This is a genomic window from Longimycelium tulufanense, assembly GCF_014645795.1.
Lineage (GTDB): Bacteria > Actinomycetota > Actinomycetes > Mycobacteriales > Pseudonocardiaceae > Longimycelium > Longimycelium tulufanense.
Genome location: NZ_BMMK01000060.1, coordinates 1 through 19,496 on the forward strand (window position 1 = coordinate 1; position 19,496 = coordinate 19,496).

General features: G+C 67.2%; 21 protein-coding genes. 9 read left to right on the forward strand and 12 right to left on the reverse strand.

The features are described from left to right. The first annotated feature begins 87 nt into the window (after window positions 1-87). On the forward strand, window positions 88-384 hold the full coding sequence (locus tag IEY55_RS30250) for a hypothetical protein (RefSeq protein WP_189062003.1): 297 nt from the start codon (window positions 88-90) through the stop codon (window positions 382-384). Here IEY55_RS30250 and IEY55_RS30255 read toward each other — a convergent pair. The 8 genes from IEY55_RS30255 to IEY55_RS30290 all read right to left on the reverse strand — a co-directional run bounded on the left by IEY55_RS30255 (window position 375) and on the right by IEY55_RS30290 (window position 8,961). Further along, window positions 375-2,183, reverse strand: a complete 1,809-nt coding sequence (locus IEY55_RS30255) for an AMP-dependent synthetase/ligase (protein WP_189062004.1) — start codon at window positions 2,181-2,183, stop codon at window positions 375-377. The two genes, IEY55_RS30250 and IEY55_RS30255, sit on opposite strands and share 10 nt — an antisense overlap. Beyond that, window positions 2,180-3,445: an acyl-CoA dehydrogenase family protein gene (locus IEY55_RS30260; protein WP_189062005.1), complete on the reverse strand. Its 1,266-nt coding sequence runs from the start codon at window positions 3,443-3,445 to the stop codon at window positions 2,180-2,182. Before IEY55_RS30260 ends, IEY55_RS30255 begins: the two co-directional genes overlap by 4 nt. 31 nt (window positions 3,446-3,476) lie before the next feature. Next, window positions 3,477-4,355, reverse strand: a complete 879-nt coding sequence (locus tag IEY55_RS30265) for an SDR family oxidoreductase (protein WP_189062006.1) — start codon at window positions 4,353-4,355, stop codon at window positions 3,477-3,479. Between the two features lie 21 nt (window positions 4,356-4,376). Continuing rightward, a complete protein-coding gene (locus IEY55_RS30270) occupies window positions 4,377-5,240 on the reverse strand; it encodes a MaoC/PaaZ C-terminal domain-containing protein (protein WP_189062007.1) in 864 nt (287 codons plus the stop codon). A gap of 31 nt (window positions 5,241-5,271) precedes the next feature. Then, on the reverse strand, window positions 5,272-5,703 hold the full coding sequence (locus IEY55_RS30275; RefSeq protein WP_189062008.1) for a type II toxin-antitoxin system Rv0910 family toxin: 432 nt from the start codon (window positions 5,701-5,703) through the stop codon (window positions 5,272-5,274). A 35-nt stretch (window positions 5,704-5,738) separates the two neighbouring features. After that, entirely contained in the window at window positions 5,739-6,929 is a 1,191-nt protein-coding gene (locus IEY55_RS30280) for a lipid-transfer protein (RefSeq protein WP_189062009.1), read from the reverse strand. Between the two features lie 269 nt (window positions 6,930-7,198). Then, a complete protein-coding gene (locus IEY55_RS30285; protein WP_189062010.1) occupies window positions 7,199-7,852 on the reverse strand; it encodes a TetR/AcrR family transcriptional regulator in 654 nt (217 codons plus the stop codon). A gap of 677 nt (window positions 7,853-8,529) precedes the next feature. Further along, a complete protein-coding gene (locus tag IEY55_RS30290) occupies window positions 8,530-8,961 on the reverse strand; it encodes a cold-shock protein (protein ID WP_189062011.1) in 432 nt (143 codons plus the stop codon). A 283-nt stretch (window positions 8,962-9,244) separates the two neighbouring features. Between IEY55_RS30290 and IEY55_RS30295 the strand changes: the two genes are divergently transcribed. Further along, on the forward strand, window positions 9,245-9,454 hold the full coding sequence (locus IEY55_RS30295; RefSeq protein WP_189062012.1) for a DUF5988 family protein: 210 nt from the start codon (window positions 9,245-9,247) through the stop codon (window positions 9,452-9,454). 176 nt (window positions 9,455-9,630) lie between these two features. On the opposite strand, the gene ribA is transcribed toward IEY55_RS30295, so the two are convergent. Beyond that, entirely contained in the window at window positions 9,631-10,284 is a 654-nt protein-coding gene (gene ribA / locus IEY55_RS30300) for a GTP cyclohydrolase II (protein ID WP_189062013.1), read from the reverse strand. A gap of 88 nt (window positions 10,285-10,372) precedes the next feature. Here ribA and IEY55_RS30305 point away from each other — a divergent pair, with 88 nt between their 5' ends. Genes IEY55_RS30305 through IEY55_RS30320 form a run of 4 tightly spaced genes read left to right on the forward strand, consistent with a single transcriptional unit; the run spans window position 10,373 to window position 13,615 of the window. Continuing rightward, a complete protein-coding gene (locus tag IEY55_RS30305; protein ID WP_189062022.1) occupies window positions 10,373-10,771 on the forward strand; it encodes a 6-pyruvoyl trahydropterin synthase family protein in 399 nt (132 codons plus the stop codon). Between the two features lie 2 nt (window positions 10,772-10,773). Beyond that, window positions 10,774-11,838 carry a glycosyltransferase family 4 protein gene (locus IEY55_RS30310; RefSeq protein ID WP_229686906.1) on the forward strand — a complete coding sequence of 355 codons (1,065 nt, stop codon included), beginning with the start codon at window positions 10,774-10,776 and terminating at the stop codon, window positions 11,836-11,838. Then, window positions 11,835-12,623, forward strand: a complete 789-nt coding sequence (locus tag IEY55_RS30315; RefSeq protein WP_189062015.1) for a class I SAM-dependent methyltransferase — start codon at window positions 11,835-11,837, stop codon at window positions 12,621-12,623. The genes IEY55_RS30310 and IEY55_RS30315 overlap by 4 nt, the downstream gene beginning before the upstream one ends. Further along, the gene (locus tag IEY55_RS30320) at window positions 12,623-13,615 is read left to right on the forward strand and encodes a lysylphosphatidylglycerol synthase transmembrane domain-containing protein (RefSeq protein WP_189062016.1); all 993 of its coding nucleotides are present in this window, start codon (window positions 12,623-12,625) and stop codon (window positions 13,613-13,615) included. The genes IEY55_RS30315 and IEY55_RS30320 overlap by 1 nt, the downstream gene beginning before the upstream one ends. Here IEY55_RS30320 and IEY55_RS30325 read toward each other — a convergent pair. Together IEY55_RS30325 and IEY55_RS30330 are read right to left on the reverse strand one after the other, a co-directional pair. Then, window positions 13,538-14,248 carry a creatininase family protein gene (locus IEY55_RS30325; RefSeq protein WP_189062017.1) on the reverse strand — a complete coding sequence of 237 codons (711 nt, stop codon included), beginning with the start codon at window positions 14,246-14,248 and terminating at the stop codon, window positions 13,538-13,540. The two genes, IEY55_RS30320 and IEY55_RS30325, sit on opposite strands and share 78 nt — an antisense overlap. Further along, a complete protein-coding gene (locus IEY55_RS30330) occupies window positions 14,245-15,228 on the reverse strand; it encodes a zinc-dependent alcohol dehydrogenase (protein ID WP_189062018.1) in 984 nt (327 codons plus the stop codon). The genes IEY55_RS30325 and IEY55_RS30330 overlap by 4 nt, the downstream gene beginning before the upstream one ends. A gap of 48 nt (window positions 15,229-15,276) precedes the next feature. Here IEY55_RS30330 and IEY55_RS30335 point away from each other — a divergent pair, with 48 nt between their 5' ends. Together IEY55_RS30335 and IEY55_RS30340 are read left to right on the forward strand one after the other, a co-directional pair. Beyond that, on the forward strand, window positions 15,277-16,020 hold the full coding sequence (locus IEY55_RS30335) for a CDP-alcohol phosphatidyltransferase family protein (RefSeq protein WP_189062019.1): 744 nt from the start codon (window positions 15,277-15,279) through the stop codon (window positions 16,018-16,020). Continuing rightward, on the forward strand, window positions 16,013-16,420 hold the full coding sequence (locus IEY55_RS30340) for a DoxX family protein (protein WP_189062020.1): 408 nt from the start codon (window positions 16,013-16,015) through the stop codon (window positions 16,418-16,420). The genes IEY55_RS30335 and IEY55_RS30340 overlap by 8 nt, the downstream gene beginning before the upstream one ends. Before the next feature lie 88 nt (window positions 16,421-16,508). Here IEY55_RS30340 and IEY55_RS30345 read toward each other — a convergent pair whose 3' ends face one another. Next, complete coding sequence (locus IEY55_RS30345; protein WP_189062021.1) at window positions 16,509-17,192, reverse strand: RibD family protein; 684 nt, start codon at window positions 17,190-17,192, stop codon at window positions 16,509-16,511. Window positions 17,193-17,531: 339 nt separating this feature from the next. Here IEY55_RS30345 and IEY55_RS30350 point away from each other — a divergent pair, with 339 nt between their 5' ends. After that, window positions 17,532-19,226, forward strand: a complete 1,695-nt coding sequence (locus tag IEY55_RS30350; protein ID WP_229686904.1) for an alkaline phosphatase family protein — start codon at window positions 17,532-17,534, stop codon at window positions 19,224-19,226. Window positions 19,227-19,496 lie beyond the last annotated feature (270 nt).

The following is a 19,496-nucleotide window of genomic DNA, read 5'->3' on the forward strand; positions in this document are numbered from 1 at the left end:
AGGTCGCCGAACCGGTGCGGTTCGTGGACCAGATCCAGGCGATGCACGCCGCCGGCGCCCGGGTTCAAGCGAGTCAACGTAGTGACCGTGATGGGGTCCCACCTGGGCGTGGTGCGGAAACCCTCGACTCCCAGCGGGGTACGCATCACCCAGGTCCGTAACTTCGCGCTGCCGCCCAATTCGCTTCCAGCCATTTTCGTGCGGACCATGGATGGTCGGCTGACGGGCGACCTCGTCTACAACCGGGCCTGCTTCACCGACGACCACATGATGTCGTTGGCCCACGACATCGAGGCGACCCTGATCTCCGCGAGCCAGGACGGAACAGCTTGCCATGGCGTCATCAACCGGATGAGCGGCTCCGCCGTTCGGTATCAGTCGTAGAGCCTGCCCAGGTCGCCAGCATGATTCTCACGGATCACCGAACGCTTGAGCTTCAGTGTGGGGGTGAGTTCGCCGGTCGTGCTGTCCCATTCCCGGTCGAGCAACACCCAGCGCTTGACCTGCTCGACCCGTGACAGCGTGGCATTACCGGCCTCGACCGCGCGTTCCACCTCGGCACGGACCTGTGGGTGCGCCACGGCATCGGCGAGTGTGGCGACGTGGATGCCCCGTGCCGAACACCAGGACTGCCAACTTGTCGGGTCGAGCGTGATCAGCGCGACGAGATAGGGCCTGGCGTCACCGTGCACATAGACCGGGCCGATGAGTTCGGAGGCGTCGGCGATCGCCTGCTCGACGTTCGCCGGCGAGATGTTCTTGCCCCCAGCGGTGATGATCAGCTCCTTCTTGCGGCCACGGATGCTCAGGTGGCCGTCCTTGTCGATGCTGCCGAGATCGCCGGTGTGCAGCCAACCGTCGGCATCGAACGCCTCCGCGGTTGCATCCGGACGGTTGAGGTAGCCAGGGACGATGTTGGCGCCACGAGCCAGGATCTCCCCATCGTCGGCGATCCGCAGCTCGACGCCGGAGATGGCGGTGCCAACAGAACCCGGACGGGGGTCGCGGAGGTCGTTGATCGTGAGGAGCGCGGAGGTCTCGGTCATCCCGTACGCCTCGATGATCGTGATGCCGATGCCGTGGAAGAACGCCAGTGTCTCCCGCGAGACTGGTGCGGCACCGCTGACCGCGATGAGGATGCGATCGAATCCGAGTGTCCGGCGGATTTTTCGGTAGACCACTCGGTCGAACACGGCGTGCCACAGCCGGGTCGCGAGATCGAGGCGCCGACGACCGAACTTGGCCTGACCGACGCGTCGTGCGATGTCCATCGCCTTGGTGCCCAGCGCTCGGCGCACCGGGCTGGGTTGGCTGGCAGCGCGGTCGATGATGGCGCTGTGGAACTTCTCCCAGACCCGGGGAACGCCGAGGAACAGGTGTGGGCGTGCTCTCGGCAGCACCTGGGGCAGCTGCTGCAGATCACGGACGAAGTGCACCGTGGAAGCGTGTTCGAAGCTGAAGTAGTGCGTGATCATCCGTTCTGCCATGTGCGCCAGCGGCAGGTAGGACACCTGGCAAAGGCCGGGATCGGGATGGAGGCCCAGTTCGCCGACCACGCGTGCGGTGGTTGCGTCCAACACCGCACGGACCCCGGCATGGGTGATGATGGTGCCCTTGGGACGGCCGGTGGTGCCCGAGGTGTAGACGACCGTCACCGGATCGTCGGGTCGCACCCGCGCCGCTGCCGCGGTGACCTCGCCGATCCGCGACTCCAGCTCCTGGGTGGCCCGGGCGAGCTGGACGTCGAAGCGCCGCACCCCCTCGGTCGGCGCTTCGACGTCCAGAACCAGGATCGCCGACAGCGCGGGCAGCTCGTCCCGGATCGTCAGCCAGGCGTCCAACATGTCCGCGTCCACGATTGCCACGGTGCACGCCGAGTCTCGCGTCACGTAGGCAAGTTGCTCCGGCGACAGGGTGTTGTAGTAGGAGGTGGGAGTGGCGCCCGCGAGCAGCGCGCCAATGTCGGCCAACGCGTGCTCGACACGGTTGACCATGTGCAGGCCCACCACGTCGCCGCGGGTGACCCCGAGATCGAGCAGCGCCAGCGCCAGCGCCGACGACTGACGCTGGTACTCCGCCCAGGTCAGCTGCTGCTCGCCGTCGACGAGCGCCGGCACGTCGGCATGCTCGGTGGCGTTGCGGTGGAGCAGGTCGAGCAGCGTGCCGCGGTCCTCGCCGGTCATGACCCGATCAGTGCCTTCGCGATGTGGGTGACCTGGATCTCGTTGCTGCCAGCGTAGATCATCAGGCCCTTGGCGTCACGGGCGAGCTGTTCGACCCGATATTCGGCCATGTAGCCGTTGCCGCCGAACAGCTGCACGGCTTCCATGGCGACCTCGGTCGCCGCACGGGAGGCGTAGAGCTTCATCGCCGATGCCTCGGCCAGCGTCGGTGTCTTCCCGGCCCGGAGCATCTCGACCGTGGAGAAGACCATGTTCTGCACGTTTATCCGGGCGATCTCCATCTCGGCGAGCTTGAGCTGGATGAGCTGGAAACGGCCGATCTCCTGGCCCCACAGCGTGCGGGTCCTGGCATAGTCTATGCACAGGCGCTGGCACTCGTTGATGATCCCGAGCGCCATCGCCGCCACGAAGATGCGTTCCAGGGTGAACCCGGACCGAACCTCGTCCTTGCTGTCGGCGACTCCGGACTCCGGTTCCTGCTCGCCGAGCAGCCGGTCGGCGGAGAGCCGCACATTGTTGAAGAACAGCTCCCCCGTGGGCGAGGACATCAGACCCATCTTCTTGAACGCCCTGCCCTGGGTCAGCCCTTCCATGCCCTTGTCGAGTACGAAGGTGAGAACCTTCCGCTCCCGCAGCGGGGTACCGTCGCCGTCATCGAGCTTGGCGAACACCACGATCACGTCGGCGTCCGGGCCGTTGGTGATGAACGTCTTCTGTCCATTGAGGACATAATGGTCGCCCTCGCGTCGGACGTAGCTCTTCATCCCGCCGAAGGCGTCCGAGCCCGAGTCGGGTTCGGTGATCGCCCAGGCGCCAACGTGCTCGAAGGTCACCAGCCTGGGTAGCCAACGTTCCTTCTGGGCCAACGTTCCCTTGGACATGATCGTCTGTGCGGTCAGCCCCAGCGAGACCCCGAGCGACGTCAGGATCCCCATGCTGACCCCGGCGAGTTCGGACACCGCGATCAGCACCATCGTCTCCTGCCCGCCCAACAGGTCCGCGCCACCGGACCGCGTCTTCGTGGCCGGCGGTTCCGCACCCGCTGCCCGAAAGGCGTCCTTGGCGCGCTGCTTGTCCAGGATCCGCGTGAGCTGTTCGCGGGCCAGGGCGTCGAGGCCGAAGGCGACGAACAGCTTGCGAATGATGTCGTACGGCGCTAGCTGCCCGGACTCCAGCTCGTCGATGTGCGGGCGGATCTCCTTGTCGATGAACTCGCGAATCGAGTCCCGGATGAGCAGGTCGGTCTCGGACCACTCGAACATGCCGTCACCTCCTTGAAGCCGCCCCGCGAGATCAGTCCCATGCTGCGAGGTGGTCGCCGACGTTGTCGATGGTCCACGGGCCGTTGGTCTCGGCGGTCTTGTCCACCGTCCATCCCCGGAGCTGCTGGATGCAACCGCCCTGCACCGCGAACACCTTGCCGGTGACCGAGCACTTCTCGGACGCCAGGTAGGCCACCAGAGGAGAGATGTTGGCGGGGGAGAACAAGTCGAGTTCCCCCTCCTCCGGCTCCCTGGCGAATATCGCACCCATACCCGGAGTCGCCAAGGTCAGCCGGGTACGTGCGATGGGCGCGATCGCGTTCACCCGCACTCCGTAGCGCCCCAGCTCCTCCGCCGCGACCAGGGTCAGTGCCGCGATACCGGCCTTGGCCGCGCCGTAGTTGGCCTGACCCGCGTTCGGCACCGTGGTGCCGGAGGCCGACGCGGTGTTGATCACCGCCGCATTCGGCTGGTTACCTGCCTTCGACTGCGCCTTCCAGTACGCGGCGGCGTGGTGCAGTACCGCCGCGTGCCCCTTGAGGTGCACCGCGATCACCGCGTCCCACTGGAACTCCTCCAAACCGGCAATGAAGGCGTCCCGCAGGATCCCGGCGTTGTTCACCACGACGTCCAGCCGTCCGAACTCCCGCACGGCTTGGTCGACGAGGTTCTTCGCGCCGCTCCAGTCCGCAACGTTCTCGGTGCTCGCCACCGCGTTCCCGCCGGCTGCCCTGATCTCTTCGACGACCTCCCGCGCGGGCCCGGCGTCGGACCCTTCGCCGGCATTGCTGCCGCCGAGGTCGTTGACCACGACGCTGGCGCCTTCCTGAGCGAACAGAAACGCGTGTTCCCGTCCGATGCCCCGCCCCGCGCCGGTGATGACCGCGACCCGCCCGTCCAATGCACCCATTGTCGAATCTCCTCGGTGATGTCAGTTCGCGATCTCCGCCAGGCCGTCCTTGATGACGACGGTGTCGCCCACGGTGGTCTCATAGGCGTAGGTGGTCGCACCATCAGCCGAGCCGGCATTCCAGATCGTGGTGGTGATGTCCTGTCCCGGCAGCACCGGCTTGGCGAAACGCACCGCGAGCCGCTTCAGCCGGGACACCTTCGAGCCCCCGACCTCGGTCAGCAACGCCCAGGAGGTGAACGCCATCGTGCACAGGCCGTGCGCGATGATCCCCGGCAGACCGGCGTCCTTGGCGATCTGTTCGTCCAGGTGCAGCGGGACCGGGTCACCGGACGCCGGCGCGTACCGGAACGTTTGGTCCTCGTCGATGTGCTGTACGGCCCTTGCCACCGGCTCCTGCTCGCGCACCTTGTCGGCCAGGCTGTGCGAGGGCGCCCGCTCGCCGACCGCGTTACCGGTGCTGGCGTCCTCGCCGCGGAAGAACATGGTCAGGTACTGCTCGTTGACCAGCTCGCCCTCGTCGGTCCGGCATTCGATGAAGACCCACGCCCGGGTGCCTTTGGGTAGGCCCTCCCAGCCGATCATCTTCGACCGCGAGACGAGCCTGTCCCCGGGCCTGATCGGCCGGTGGAACCGGAAGTCCTGCTCACCGTGCACGCCACGAGCGAAGACGGACAGCGGCACCACCTCGAGCGCCGGCTCCAGCATGGACTCGAACACCGGCACGATGGCGAACACCGGGTTCGCCACGTCACCGGCCAGATGCGCCTCGATCGGATCGTTGGTGGCCTCGGCGTAGCAGACCAGGCGCTCGCGGGTGACCTCGAAGCGGTGCTCCTCGGTCCAGACGTCGAGCCCGTCCTTGTTGAACTCCACCTGGCTCATGGTCCGTGCCCTTCGCCGGTGTGTGCGGTCGTCAGCCGACGAGTTCTGCGAACTTCGTCAGCGACTCGTCGAGGTTCTTCTTGGCGTCCTTCTCCACGGCCTTACCCAGCGCGCCAACAATGATCTGGCCGCTGAACTCGGCGTCGATGGTCGCGGTGGAGCCGGCCCCGTTCGGCTCGACGGACAGCGCGAAGCTGACCTGGACACCCGCCATGCCGGTGCCGGAGATGACCACCCTGCTCGGGGCGTCGTACTCCTGGACGGTCCAGGTGATCGTGTTCGCCATGCCGAGCATGGTGACGACCTCGGCGACCTGCGTGCCCTCGCTGAACTCGCCGGGCACGTCGCCCTTCCACTTGGTGTGGATGGTCAGCCACTTCTCGAAGTTGTTCGGGTTGGAGAACTCCGCCCACACCTTCTCCGGCGTGGCGGCGATGTCGACGGACGCGTTGACCCGGCCCATTGTGAATCCTCGTTTCCGTTGGTGGATAACGGCTCTCAGCGCTCAGCGCGCTGGTAGGCGGTGACGACCGCAGCACCGCCCAGCCCGATGTTGTGCTGCAGGCCGGCGGTGACGCCCTCCACCTGGCGCTTGTCCGCCGTGCCACGCAACTGCCAGGTCAGCTCCGCACACTGGGCAAGTCCGGTTGCACCGAGCGGGTGTCCCTTGGAGATCAGCCCGCCGGAGGGGTTGACCACCCACCTGCCGCCGTAGGTCGTCTCGTTGTTGTCGATCAGGCTCCCGGCCTCGCCCTCGCCACACAGGCCGAGCGCCTCGTACAGCAGGAGCTCGTTGGCGGAGAAGCAGTCGTGCAGTTCGATGACCTGGAAGTCTTCGGGACCGAGCCCGGACTGCTCGTAGACCCTGCGCGCGGCCTGCACGTTCATGTCGTAGCCGACGATGTTCTTGGCGGTGCCGTCGAAGGTCGAACGAAAGTCGGTGGTCATGGCCTGACCGACGATCTCCACCGCCTGTGCGGCAAGGTTGTTGCGGTCCACGAACGACTCGCTGGCCAGGATCGCCGCGCCCGAGCCGTCCGAGGTCGGTGAGCACTGCAGCTTGGTCAGCGGGTCGTAGATCATCCGGGAGCCGAGGATGTCCTCGAGCGTGTACTCGTCCTGGAACTGCGAGTACGGATTGTTCACCGAATGCCGGTGATTCTTCTGGCCGATCTTGGCGAAGTGCTCGGCCGTGGTGCCGTAGGTCTTCATGTGCTCGCGGCCGGCGGCGCCGAACATCCACGGCGCCGGTGGGAGGATCACCTCGGAGATCTCGGCCAGCGCCCCCATGTGCCGCATCAGGGGCTGCTCGCGGTCGGTGAACGTCGCGCCGAGCGAGCCGGGCTGCATCTTCTCGAAGCCCAGCGCCAGCGTGCAGTCGGCCAGGCCGCCACGGATCACCTGCGCGGCCAGGTACAACGCCGCCGAACCGGTCGAGCAGTTGTTGTTCACGTTCACGACCGGTATTCCGGTCAGGCCCAGCTCGTAGACGGCGCGCTGGCCCGAGGTCGACTCGCCGTACACATAGCCCACGTAGGTCTGCTCGACCTGGTCGTAGGGGATACCGGCGTCCTCCAACGCCCGGGTGCCGGACTCCTTGGCCATCTGCGGGTAGTCCCAGTCCTCGCGTCGGCCGGGCTTCTCGAACTTCGTCATCCCGACACCGATGACATAGACCCTGTCGGCCACCGTTGGCTCCTCGTGGTCACGCCCGGCCGTGCCCAGCGGCCCTGGCTCGTGCGGCAAAGATACCAACAAGAATGTATGTAACAGGGATATGGTGAGACCTGGCTCACATAACTGCTATTTATGCAGGTAGTTGCGGTTTTGGTGGCATCCATCTGCCATCGGCGATGTATGGAAGACGGGCTGTCAGTCGAACCGGATGCGATTCCGGCTGGCTGTGTGGGCGCCCGCGCGGTGGGGCGTCCGTCCGCCGGCTCGGCCCGCGTGCCCACCTACCTCGTTGCTGATGCAGGGCCGACGCGATCGAACAACACCTCCGCGAGCAGCAGCAGGTGCCGACGGGCACGTTGCCAGCGCCGGGCGAGCCGGTCCGGCTCATGGCCGGCGGGGTCGCTGACCAGGATCCCGCGGATCACGTCCATCGAGGTGTACAGCCAGTGCCGGAACTCCGGATGACCGGCCAGCACGGGAAACAACGCCCGACTGAACTCCATCAACGTCCCGGTCACCATCGGCTCGAACCGATCAACCTGTTCGGCCAGGGTTGCGTCCGCACGCGCGGCCACCCACAGCTCCGCCGTCGCCAGGAACACCGAGCCCTGGTGTACCTCCCACAGCATGTCCAGCGCGGCCGGAATCGGATCCGCCGACCCGCGTAGCGCCTCCAGCCGAGCGAAGGCCACCTCCGCCCGCTTCGACGCCAGGTGCCGGACCGCGGCCGACACCAGGTCCGCGCGGCTGGGGAAGTGGTGCACCAGTGCACCCCGGGTCACCCCGGCGAGCTCTGCGATCCGGGTCGTGGTCGTACCGGCATACCCGTACCGGACCAGGCAGTCGACCGTCGCGTCCAGCAGCAGCTGGCGGGTCGCCGCGCTGCGCTCCTCCTGCGTGCGAGACCCCTTCGCACTGCCTACACCGGGTGACACCGGGCCATTCTAACTACATGCAAGTCTGTATGTATGTGGGGCCGCGCTGTCACTCCGCCGCCCCGGCTTGTCGCCGGGAGGATGCGGCGAGCCGTTCCGTCTCCGATGTCGCCCAACCGAACAGTCCGAAGCAAGATCCAAGACATCGGTCCTGTTGACAACGACACGGTTCTCGGTTGGCCGGCCTCTCGTCCCGGTCCTGGGCCCGATGCTCTCGGCACGTTCGCGGACTCGGTATTGGATCGACGGAAGGTGTTGGACATCTTTCGAGGCACGCAACAGATCCAGCAGCTCATCGTGCCTATCGCCCGCTCAACGAGCCCGCTCAGGAGCTGAACCGGCAGGCGACAAGCTTGTTCCTGCTGACCGAGTCTCCATTGGACACTGGATTGTACAGCCGCTTGTTTTCCGATGGTGGCAAGCCGAACGGTGGCTGGGACTTCACCCAGATCCTATCAGGACAGTGTTGATCTCGTTGTGGGGGAAGAACTCTTCTACAGGTGCAGCGTGGGGAGCACGGCGGGCGGCAACGACACCACGCGGGTCTGCCACCCCTTGGCGGAGGCAAGCACGAGTGTTCCCAGGACGAGACGTCCGAGATTGGCGCGTCACGTCGAACGCCGAGAACCCTGGCCGAGTTCGTCGCCGGGACGAACCCGGCCGTTGCGAATTCGGGATCAGTAGTTCTCGATCCAGCCGTGCTTCTTGGCGAGTGCGACGATCTCCTGCCGTACCCGTACGATCTGCGCGCCGGTCAGCGTCGGGTCGCCCTCGAGAAGAACCTCGGTGACCTCCTGCGAGAGCTCCGCGCTGGACAGGACGTCACAGAGATCGTCCGCCGACCCGCCGTCGGAGTTCGCCGACCTGGCATGCGCCGGAGACGACGGACCCGAAACCACCGGACCGCGCTCGACGATACGCACGGACGACGCCTTCAACCCTCGATCGCCCTGTTCCACCTCGAACTCGACGATGCTGCCGGGCTGGACGAGATACTTTTCGTCGATCAGGTCGTTCGTGTGCAGGAAGACGTCCTCACCCCCGGAATGGGGTGCGATAAAGCCATAACCACGAACATGATCGAAACGCACAACCTTGCCCGTAACCACCAACACAACCACCCAACAACCATCTTGGAACCCAAAAAGAATCCGTCCGACCCTACACGGGTCCGCGTTCGGACGCAACAGGCAGGTTCGTGTGCGAGTTCCCTGTCCCCACAAGGGTTTTCTGGCGGAAGGTGCGCCCCGAGGGTCGGGGTTCGGTCGCCGGCGACGAGAGCTAACGGGCCGGCGGTTGTTGCGGGAGCAGTTGGGAGACAAGTGTGTTGGGTGCCGAGGTTGGGTGCTTGGCCAGTCAAGAAGGCAGCAGCCCGAGCGGTGCCCGGAGTGAGTGCGTCGGGGCCGTGGCGAGCTGGTCGCGGACGTCCCGCTCGGCTTCATGTTGTCCGGCGGTCTGGACTCCAGCGTGCTCAGCACGTTGGGCGACCGTTACCTCCGGGCCGACTACGAGCACTTCGAGCCGACCGGTTCCTTCCGCGAATCCGATGGTCGGAGGCTGCCGGTCTTCCAATGGTCCTACCGGACAGTCGTCGCCGAGTGACCCGGCGACCCGGTCCGCACCGGAACTGAAGCAGCAGGGCGACGAGATGGTCCCCGCACACCGAGTCGCTGTGCGACGGCTGGATCGACGATCCCACTGACGGTTTTCGGACCGAGGACACCGTCGACCGCGCAACGGCTTCGCGCGTGATCGGTTGCGGCCCGCCCGGCTCGTGGTCAACCGCCGGCGGCGTGGGGATAATCACCCGAGAACAGGTCGAGCTGCGGCAAATCGTGCCCGAGCCGGTCGCGTTTCGCGGTCAGATATCCGACATTGTGGTCGTTTGCCGGCACGAGGAGCGGCACCCGGGCCGCGACCGCGATGCCATGCGATTCGAGGGCGCGAATCTTGTCCGGGTTGTTCGACATCAGTCGAACGGACTGCACCCGAAGATACGTCAACACCCTGGCTGCCGGACCATAGTCCCGGGTGTCGACGGGCAACCCCAGCGTGGTCGCGGAATCGAGCGTGTCGAGTCCTTTCTCGTCCTGGAGAACATGCGTCCGCACCTTCGCGACCAGACCGATCCCACGGCCTTCGTGCCCGCGGAGATACACGAGCACACCGCTGCCCTCGCTGACGATCCTGTCCAGCGCGGCGTCGAGCTGTTCGCCACACTCACAGCGCATCGCGCCGAAGATGTCACCCGTCATGCACTCCGAATGCACGCGAACGAGCACGTTCTCACGCATTCTCGTCTTGCCGAAGACAAGGGCCATGTGTTCGTGCCCGTGAAGTCGGTCCCGGAACGCGACCGCCCGGAACGTGCCGCGTCGCGTCACCAGGTCGGACTCCGCGATGTCTTCGTGACTGAGGGCTTGCTCGTCCATCCGGTCCTCTCGTCATCAAGCGCCGGCCGATCGTTCATTACGCTCGGCCGGAGCCGTACCGTAACTCGACCACACAGCGGAGGTCACCCTGTTCACCGTCACAGTCCGTGATCACATGATGATCGCCCACAGCTTCCGTGGCGAGGTCTTCGGCCCGGCACAGCGTCTGCACGGGGCAACGTTCGTCGTGGACGCGACGTTCAAACGGGCCGAGCTCGACGCCGACAACATCGTCGTCGACATCGGGCTGGCCACCGAGGAGCTCCGCGGGGTGCTCGGCGAGCTCAACTACCGCAACCTCGACGACGAGCCCGCCTTCGCCGGCGTCAACACCTCCACCGAGTTCCTGGCCAGGTTCGTCGCCGATCGCCTCGCCGACCGGGTGCACTCGGGCGCGCTCGGCGAGGGCGCGCACGGGCTGGACGGGATCTCGGTCACCCTGCACGAGTCGCATGTCGCGTGGGCCAGCTACGAACGCCCGCTGTGAGGGTGCATGTCGTGCTCCCCGGGGACATTGACGACCGCACCGTCCCCAGCGGAGGTAACGTCTACGACCGTCGCGTGTGCGAGGAGCTGGTGGAACTCGGCGTCTCGGTCCGTGAGACCGCCATCCCCGGCGGGTGGCCGCGCCCGGACCCGGCCACCCGCACGAAGCTGGCCCGAGCGCTCGCTGGATTCCCCGATGGCGCGGTCGTGCTGCTCGACGGCCTTGTGGCGTGCGGCGTCCCGGACGTCGTCGTTGCCCATGCCCGCCGGCTACGGCTGGTGGTCTTGGTCCACCTGCCGCTGGCAGACGAGACCGGGCTGGCACCCGCGCTCGCCGCGGAGCTGGACGCCGCCGAGCGGCGCTGCCTGCGCGCCGCGAGCGCGGTCGTGGCGACCAGCCCCTGGGCGGCGCGCCGACTGGTCCACCACCATGGACTGGCCGAGCGGGGTGTGCACACCGTCACACCGGGTACCGATCCCGCGCCGCTCGCGCCCGGCACCGACGGTGCCTCGCGACTGCTCTGCGTCGCCTCGGTGACTCCGCGCAAGGGCCACGACCTGCTCGTCGAAGCGCTCGCGGCCGTCGCCGACCTGCCGTGGAGCTGCGAGTGCGTCGGACCGCTGCGCCGCGACCCCGCCCACGTGACGCGACTGCGGCGGCTGATCGAGCGGCACGAGCTCGGGGATCGGGTACGGCTCGTCGGTCCGCGTACCGGTGATCAGCTGGCCGGTGCGTACGCCGCCGCTGACCTCGCGGTGCTGCCGTCCCGGGCGGAGACCTACGGCATGGTCGTGACCGAGGCGCTGGCACGCGGAATCCCGGTGCTGGCAACGGCCGTGTGTGGCGTTCCGGAAACCCTCGGGCAGGCCCCGGGTGGTGGTGTGCCCGGATTGCTCGTGCCTCCAGGAGACGCCCGGGCACTTGCGGTGGGGCTTCGGCGCTGGCTCGGCGATGACGACCTGCGGCAGGACCTGCGGCGCTTGGCGTGGCGGCGCAGGGAGGCGTTGGCCACCTGGTCCGAATCCGCGCGGGAGATGGCTCACGTGCTGGCTACGCTGCGCGAATGAGCTTCGCCCCGGAATGGTTGGCGCTACGCGAGAAGGCCGACGCCGATGCCCGAGCAACGGAGTTGCTCCTTCCGCTGAGCGGAATTGCGTTGAACCGAACCCCCCTAGTCATCCGTGACCTAGGTTGTGGCACTGGATCCATGGGGCGATGGCTGGCCGGTCGGCTGGACGGTCCGCAGCACTGGGTCCTGCATGACCGGGACCCCCGTCTGCTCGGGCTGGCCGGCGCGACCATGACCGGCCCGAACGTCACCGTCGAGACGCGGGAGGGCGACCTCACCGCGCTGCGTGCCGACGACCTCGTCGGTACGTCGCTGGTGACCGCTTCCGCGTTGCTGGACCTGCTCACCGCGGACGAGGTGAGCAGTCTGGCCCTGGCGTGTGCCGGTGCCGGTTGCCCGGCGCTGCTGACCCTCTCCGTCGTGGGCCAGGTCGAGCTCGATCCGGCCGAGCCACTCGACGCCGAGTTCGCCGAGGCTTTCAACGCACATCAGCGACGCAGCGTCGACGGCCGGCGGCTGCTCGGGCCGGACGCCGTCTCGGCCACAGTCGAGGCGTTCGAGGCCCTCGGCGCGGCGGTGTCGACGCAGCCGAGTCCGTGGCGGCTCGGGCCGGACCAGGCCGAGTTGGTGGGGGAGTGGCTTCGGGGCTGGGTCGGCGCCGCCTGTGAGCAGCGGCCGGAGCTCACCCGGGAGGCACCCGCCTACCTGCGGCGACGGCTCGCTGGTGAGTTGCGTGTCGTGGTCGGCCACACCGACCTTCTGGCGCTGCCGAGGGCGGCGTGATGCGGCGGCTCTGGCCGTGGTTACGGCAGCTCGCGGCGGTCGGCATCCTGGTGGCACTCGGGTGGCGGCTCGGCACCGGCGCGTTCGTGGACGGTCTGCGCGCGATCAACGTCTGGTCGGTGCTCGCCGCGGTCGGCATCGGGCTGCTGACCACCGTGTTCAGCGCGTGGCGATGGTGCATCGTGGCGCGCCGCCTCGGCCTCCCGCTGACGCTGCCGACAGCCGTGTCGGACTACTACCGCGCCCTTCTGCTCAATGCGGTGCTTCCCGCGGGGGTGATCGGCGACGTGCATCGTGCGGTGAGCCACGGCCAGCAGTCGGGCGATATCGGCCGCGGTGTCCGCGCCGTCGTCTTCGAGCGGTTTGCGGGCCAGCTGGTGCTCGGCGCCATCGGGGTCGTCATGTTGTTCTTCCAGCCCACGCTGATCCCGGCACTGGTCGGCGACATCGCGTCGCGTCGCGGAGTTGTGATCATGGTGCTGGTGGTGTTCCTCGTCACTGCCGTCGGGCTCGCGATGGTCTGGCGGGGACGTGCTTCCGCGGTGCGCCGCGTGCTGGTGACGACCTGGGCGGACGTGCGTTTCGGCTTGCTCTCCGGCAGCACCTGGCCCAAGGTGGTGCTCCTGTCCGCGGCAACCGTGGCGGGACATGTCGTCCTGTTCCTCGTCGCGGCCTGGGTCGCGGGTTCGTCCGCATCGGTCTTCGAGCTCGTTCCGCTGCTCGTGCTGGCGTTGCTGGTGATGGCGCTGCCGATCAACGTCGGCGGCTGGGGACCGAGGGAAGCGTTCCTGGCGGTGGCCTTCGGTGCCGCTGGACTCGGCGCCAGGCAGGGGCTCGCCACAGCCGTGGTCTACGGGGTGCTCGCCATGCTCGCCAGCCTGCCCGGCATCCTGGTGCTGTTCCGTCGGCGTGGGCTAGGCACCCAGGACCGCGAGGTGCTCCCCGAACGACTCGACCAGCCGCGCGAGGAGGGCCTCGCCCTTGCGGGCTGAAGCCAGCGAGGGACGGCCGACGACCCCCGATTCCGTGTACGGCGCCATCCCGACGGTCAGCAGATGCCGACGGTCTTCGGCGAGGCGGTCGCTCGTGTCGTAACCGGACTTGACCACGTTCGGGTGGGTGTGGAGCAGGATGGACGTCTCCAGCTCGCCAGCGTGCATATCGCTGTATGACGAAGTCTCGATTCCTGCGGCGACTCTCGCCGCTTCCCAGTCCCGTGAGCCGGGGAACAGCGCCATGCTGCCCCTCGCTTCCTGGACGACGTTCGCCAGCACGTAGTTCCCGCCGTGTCCGTTGACGAGGACCAGTTTCTCCACACCGGAAAGACGCAGCGAGTCGGCGATGTCCCGCACCACGGAGTACAGCGTTCTTGCCGAAATGCTCACGGTTCCCGGCCAGGCGGAGTGCTCGTGTGAACACGAGATCGTCACGGGCGGGAGCAGCTGGACCGGGTATGCGGCGGCGATCTCCCTGGCAATGGTGCACGCGATGACGGTGTCGGTCGCCAGTGGCAGGTACGGACCGTGCTGCTCGAAACTGCCGACGGGGAGAACCGCCACGGTCGCCTTGCGGTCCCGCTCGTCGACGGTGGTGGTCAGCGGAACCAGGTACTCGTCACCGTTCATGCGTGCCGACGGTAGTCAATCCGGTGACACAGCGCCGCGAGCTCGCCGCTTGCCAAGCGGGGCATCACCTCGGGCAGGTCGTCGAAGTGGCTCTCACCGGTGATCAGCGCGTCGAACACGGGGTCGGAGAGCAGGTCGAGCGCGAGTGCGAGCCGATCGGCGAAGGTGCGACGCGCACGCCGGGCCGGGGACACCGCGCCCACCTGACTGCTGCGCAGGCTGAGCCGGCGGGAGTGGAAGAACTCACCCAGCGGCAGGCTGATCCGGCGGTCCCCGTACCAACTGAGTTCGATGACCTCGCCCTCCCGCGCGAGGAGTGACAGGGATCGCACGAGTCCGTCCTCGGTGGCGCTTGCGTGCACCACGAGGTCACAGTTGTCCGCCGCCTGTTCGGGCAGTGCGAAGTCGACACCGAGCGCGGCGGCGATGGCCGCACGCGTGGGATCGGCGTCGACCAGTTGGATCCGGGCTCCGGGGAACCGGGCGAGCACCGCGGCGACGCTGCAGCCGACCATTCCGCCACCGACGACCGCGATCCGATCACCGATCAGCGGTGCCGCATCCCACAGTGCGTTCACCGCGGTCTCCACGGTCCCGGCCAGGATCGCCCGGGCCGCCGGCACCGTGTCTGGCACGGGCGTTACCGCAGTGACTGGAACGACGTAATGGGTCTGATGTGGATAGAGACAGAAGACGGTGCGGCCCAGAAGTTCCGCCGGTCCGTGCTCGACGACACCGACGTTGAGATATCCGTACTTGACTGGCCACGGAAAGTCACCATCCTGGAAGGGGGCCCGCATCACCTCGTGCTGGTTCTCCGGTACCCCGCCGCGGAAGACGAGGGTCTCGGTCCCCCGGCTGACCCCCGACCAGAGCGCGCGGACGAGAACCTCAGCAGAACCCGGCCGAGGGAGTGTGACGGACCTGATCTCACTTTTTCCGGCCGAGGTGACCCAGAAGGCCCTTGCCGTACGTGTCATCTACAACGACCTCCGAGAAGCGGGGCTGACTGTCACGAGGTGGCCGCGATGATCACACTCCAGCGCGACACGGCACCGGCCGTTCCCGAACAGGCGGCGTGGGCCGGTGCCCAGATCCTCCTGCTGGGCGTGCTCGGTGACGCGGTGGGACTGGGCCCGCTGGGCTGGCTCGCCGGAACCGCGTACGGTTTCCTCACCTGGGCCCTGCTGAGCTCCGCGATGCAGCGGTCCGGGTGCGGATCGCTGGGGCCGGCCGACCGCGTCACCATGGCCAGGGGAGTGCTCGTCGGCGGGGTGACGGCACTCGTGGCGGACCGGGCCGGGCAGGATGCCCCGACAACGATCCTCGTCGCGTTCGCGGCCGTGGCGCTGGTGCTCGATTTCGTCGACGGCCAGGTCGCCAGGCGCACGGGGACGGCGTCGGCGCTGGGCGCGCGCTTCGACATGGAGGTCGACGCGTTCCTCATCCTGGTGTTGAGTGTTCATGTGGCGTTCGCCTTCGGCCCGTGGGTGCTGGCGATCGGTACCATGCGATACCTCTTCGTCGTGGCGTCCTGGATTCTGCCCTGGCTTCGCGCGGACCTGCCACCGAGCCTCGCCCGCAAGGCCGTGGCCGCGCTGCAGGGTGTCGTCCTCGTCGTCGCCGCGTCCGGAGTTGCGCCTTTCGCGGGCATCCTTGTCGCGCTCGCACTGGCCGCACTCCTGTGGTCGTTCGGCCACGATGTTCGCTGGCTCTGGCGTTCTCGCGCGATAGCCCAAACCCCAGTGGCGGAAGGATGTTCCAGTGTCTGAACAAGCAGTCGGCGCACGCATCGGCAACATTGTGCTGTGGGGCTTGCAGGTGCTGCTCGCGGCCTACTTCATCTACAGTGGATACCTGCTCTTCGGTGACGGCCTTGTGCGGAAGTTCGACGAGATCGGTTTCGGCCAGTGGTTTCGGTACGTCCCCGGTGTGCTGGAGATCGCCGGTGCGGTCGGCCTGCTGATCCCGCGCCTGTCGGGGCTGGCCGCGCTCGGGTTGAGCGGCGTGATGGCGGGTGCCATCGGCACGGAACTCTTCCTGGTCGACAAGGGAGATGCGATGTTGCCGTCGATCCTGCTCGTACTGAGTGCGGTGGTGGCGTGGTTCCGTCGGGACACCGTGCGGGCCTTGCTTGTCTCCTTGAGGCCGGGAGCGCACCGGACGGGCTGACGATCGAGTGTCCGTTGATCGGTTCGTGGCAAAGCACCTTCGCCACCGGCTCGATGATGCGGTTCGCCCGCACCGCATGCCGTTCTGCTCAGCTCTCTGCGGGCTGCTTGGGAAGGTAACGCAGAACGGCGACATCGCCGACCTTTTCCACGTCCTTCAGGTGAAAGCGACGAGCTGGTCCGCCCGGGAACTCGGCGGGATTGAGGAAGCGCGGGGCCGTGGCCTGCCCGATCAGCATGGGGGCGATCGCCATGCGGATCTCGTCGGCCAACCCGGCCGACAGGAAGGCGGTGTGAACGGTTCCGCCCCCCTCGACCATGAGGCGCTCGACCCCCCGATCGCCGAGATCGTCCAGGAGCCCACCGAAGTCGATCTCGGATCCGAGTGGGACAACCTCTGCCAGGTCACCCAGGTTGGCGCAAGCCGCTGCTGCCCCGAAGTCTGTGCTATAGACCAGCTTGTCGCCTCCGCGATGCCAGAACTGTAGCTGCGGATCGAGATCGCCGGTGCTGGTCACGGTGACCTTCAGAGGGTACTCGGGAAGCCCGCGCGCCACTCGGGCACGACGTCGTTCAGCGCTGTTGACGAGGAGGCGTGGGTTGTCTCGGCGCAATGTTCCGGCGCCGACCAAGATGGCGTTCGACTCCGCGCGCACCTGATCGACACAGTCGAAGTCGGCCGCGTTGGAGAGTGGAAACCTTTGCGCGCTCAGGTCATCGATGTAGCCATCCACGCTGACGGCAACGCTCAGGAGAACGTACGGGCGAGTCAAGATTTGTCCGTTTCGTTTGGTGCGAGGTCGGTCCGTCCAGCTGCACGATATGGTACCCTGCGGGTTCGTTCGGTGGTCGGGCAGACCGTCTGGAGTGGACCTGGTTCTCGGGTGCAGGCGGACGGAGGACGTGTCGCGTGGGCGGTCGTTGAGTTGCTACGCCCGGTCCGCCACCCCTGAACCACTGGCGGCCAGCCGTACGTTTACCCGGTTAACGCCGCGGGCCGTATTCGTGGCAGTGACCGGCATCACCAGGATACGCACGGAAGGGCTTTCAGATTGTCGTTCTTCACGCGCCTTCGTCGGCAGCCAGCAGGACGGACGACCACGAAGGACGGCATGACGACAGGCGGCCCCGAGCGCAACGACCTGTCCGGCGACCCCGCTGGCGGCCGCCGGAGAGAACATCGGGTCGCAGCATGGGTGACCACGGCGCTTGCCGGCCTGCTCGTGCTGTTCGTTCTCATCGCCCCCAGCGACTTCGATCGCTTCACGCCCGCGGCATTCGTGCGCATCCCGTTGGAGGGGCTTCTCGGCGCCGCCCTTGTTCTCGTCGTGCCGACAAGGGTGAGGCCGGTGGTGGCAACGGTCAGCGGAGTGGCCCTCGGCCTGCTGGCGATCGTGAAGATCATGGACATCGGCTTCGACGCGGTTCTCTACCGGCCGTTCGACCTGGTGCTCGACTGGCCGCTGTTCGGGCCCGCCGTGGACTTCCTCGAGGTGACCGTTGGCGAGGCGGGCGCGATCGGCGCCATCGTCCTGGCCGTGGTTCTCGCCGTTGCCCTGCTCGTCCTCACGACGCTGTCCGTTCTGCACCTGAGCCGCGTCGTGGTCAGACACCGCATCGCGACGACCCGTGCCGTCGCGGTGCTCGCGGTTGCCTGGATCACCTTGGCAGTCCCAGGTGTGCCGATAGCGTCCACCAGCGCCGCGTCTTTCGCCTATGAGCATGCACGCCAGGTACATGCAGGTTTGCAGGATCAGGAGAAGTTTGCCGCGGAGGCCGCGGTCGACGCCTTCCGCGGGACCCCGAACGCGAAGCTACTGAACGCCCTGCACGGCAAGGACGTCATCGTCACCTTTGTCGAGAGCTACGGGCGCGCCGCGATCGAGAATCCGGAGATCGCGCCGCAGGTCGGTGCGGCGCTGGAGAACGGGAGTCGCCGGCTGCGCGCGGCAGGATTCGGTGCCCGGAGCGGATTCCTCACCTCCCCGACGGCGGGCGGTGGCAGCTGGCTGGCTCAGGCCACGTTGCTTTCGGGCCTGTGGATTGACAACCAGCAGCGGTACCGCACACTCGTCGCGAGTGACCGACTGACCCTCAACCGTGCCTTCCAGCACGCGGGCTGGCGAACGGTGGGCGTCATGCCCGCCATCACGCAAGCATGGCCGGAGGGGAACTTCTTTGGTTACGACCGGATCTACGCCGCTTCCGACCTCGGGTATCGCGGCCCGCGCTTCAGTTATGCCACCATGCCCGACCAGTACACCCTGTCCGCCTTCCAACGGGCCGAGCGCGCCAAACCGGACCACGCACCGGTGATGGTGGCGATCCCTCTGGTGACGAGCCACGCGCCCTGGTCGCCCAACCCTCGATTGATTGACTGGGGCGACGTCGGTGACGGTTCGATCTACAACACCATGCCCGCGGGTAACGACCCGCCGGAGGCCATCTTCGGGCGCGACCCCAGCCAGGTACGCGCCGACTACCGAACTTCCATCGAGTATTCGCTGAACACCCTCATCTCCTACCTGGAGACCTACGGCGACGACGATCTCGTGCTCGTCTTCCTCGGTGACCACCAGCCCGCCCAACTCGTCACCGGTGACGGCGCCAGCCGGGACGTACCGATCACGATCGTGGCCCGTGACCAGGCTGTGCTGGACCGGGTTTCCGGGTGGGGCTGGGAGGACGGCCTGAAACCTGGTCCGCGGGCCCCGGTCTGGCCGATGAACACCTTCCGCGACCATTTCCTGACTGCCTTTGGCCCGAAAGCCCCGCCTGCACAGGTGGCCGCCCCGCGGGGCAAGTGACCGCCGGTCCAACCTCGCTGCGGGTCTCACGTTGAAACGGTGTCCCAACCGGGAATTGTCGGGACACCAGCCGTTCTCAGGCCGGAGGCTGGAAGGAGTCTGCCGCCGGTGGCGTGGCGCCGAGTGCGTCGTCCAACCTTCTGAGCCGTGATAGCAGTCGACTGAACGATAAATCGATCCTTGCGTATGTAGCGCGAAAAACGCTGAGAGCGTGTCTCACTTGGTGAGTCTCTTGTAGCAGGTGAGGGCGGCGGCCAAGGTCAGAAAGGC

Excerpts from the sequence above, each read along its gene's own strand:
- IEY55_RS30255 (WP_189062004.1), bottom strand. The coding sequence starts at position 2,183 with ATGACCGGCGAGGACCGCGGCACGCTGCTCGACCTGCTCCACCGCAAC.
- IEY55_RS30260 (WP_189062005.1), bottom strand. The coding sequence starts at position 3,445 with ATGTTCGAGTGGTCCGAGACCGACCTGCTCATCCGGGACTCGATTCGC.
- IEY55_RS30265 (WP_189062006.1), bottom strand. The coding sequence starts at position 4,355 with ATGGGTGCATTGGACGGGCGGGTCGCGGTCATCACCGGCGCGGGGCGG.
- IEY55_RS30270 (WP_189062007.1), bottom strand. The coding sequence starts at position 5,240 with ATGAGCCAGGTGGAGTTCAACAAGGACGGGCTCGACGTCTGGACCGAG.
- IEY55_RS30275 (WP_189062008.1), bottom strand. The coding sequence starts at position 5,703 with ATGGGCCGGGTCAACGCGTCCGTCGACATCGCCGCCACGCCGGAGAAG.
- ribA (WP_189062013.1), bottom strand. The coding sequence starts at position 10,284 with ATGGACGAGCAAGCCCTCAGTCACGAAGACATCGCGGAGTCCGACCTG.
- IEY55_RS30315 (WP_189062015.1), top strand. The coding sequence starts at position 11,835 with ATGAGCTTCGCCCCGGAATGGTTGGCGCTACGCGAGAAGGCCGACGCC.
- IEY55_RS30320 (WP_189062016.1), top strand. The coding sequence starts at position 12,623 with ATGCGGCGGCTCTGGCCGTGGTTACGGCAGCTCGCGGCGGTCGGCATC.
- IEY55_RS30325 (WP_189062017.1), bottom strand. The coding sequence starts at position 14,248 with ATGAACGGTGACGAGTACCTGGTTCCGCTGACCACCACCGTCGACGAG.
- IEY55_RS30330 (WP_189062018.1), bottom strand. The coding sequence starts at position 15,228 with ATGACACGTACGGCAAGGGCCTTCTGGGTCACCTCGGCCGGAAAAAGT.
- IEY55_RS30335 (WP_189062019.1), top strand. The coding sequence starts at position 15,277 with ATGATCACACTCCAGCGCGACACGGCACCGGCCGTTCCCGAACAGGCG.
- IEY55_RS30350 (WP_229686904.1), top strand. The coding sequence starts at position 17,532 with ATGACGACAGGCGGCCCCGAGCGCAACGACCTGTCCGGCGACCCCGCT.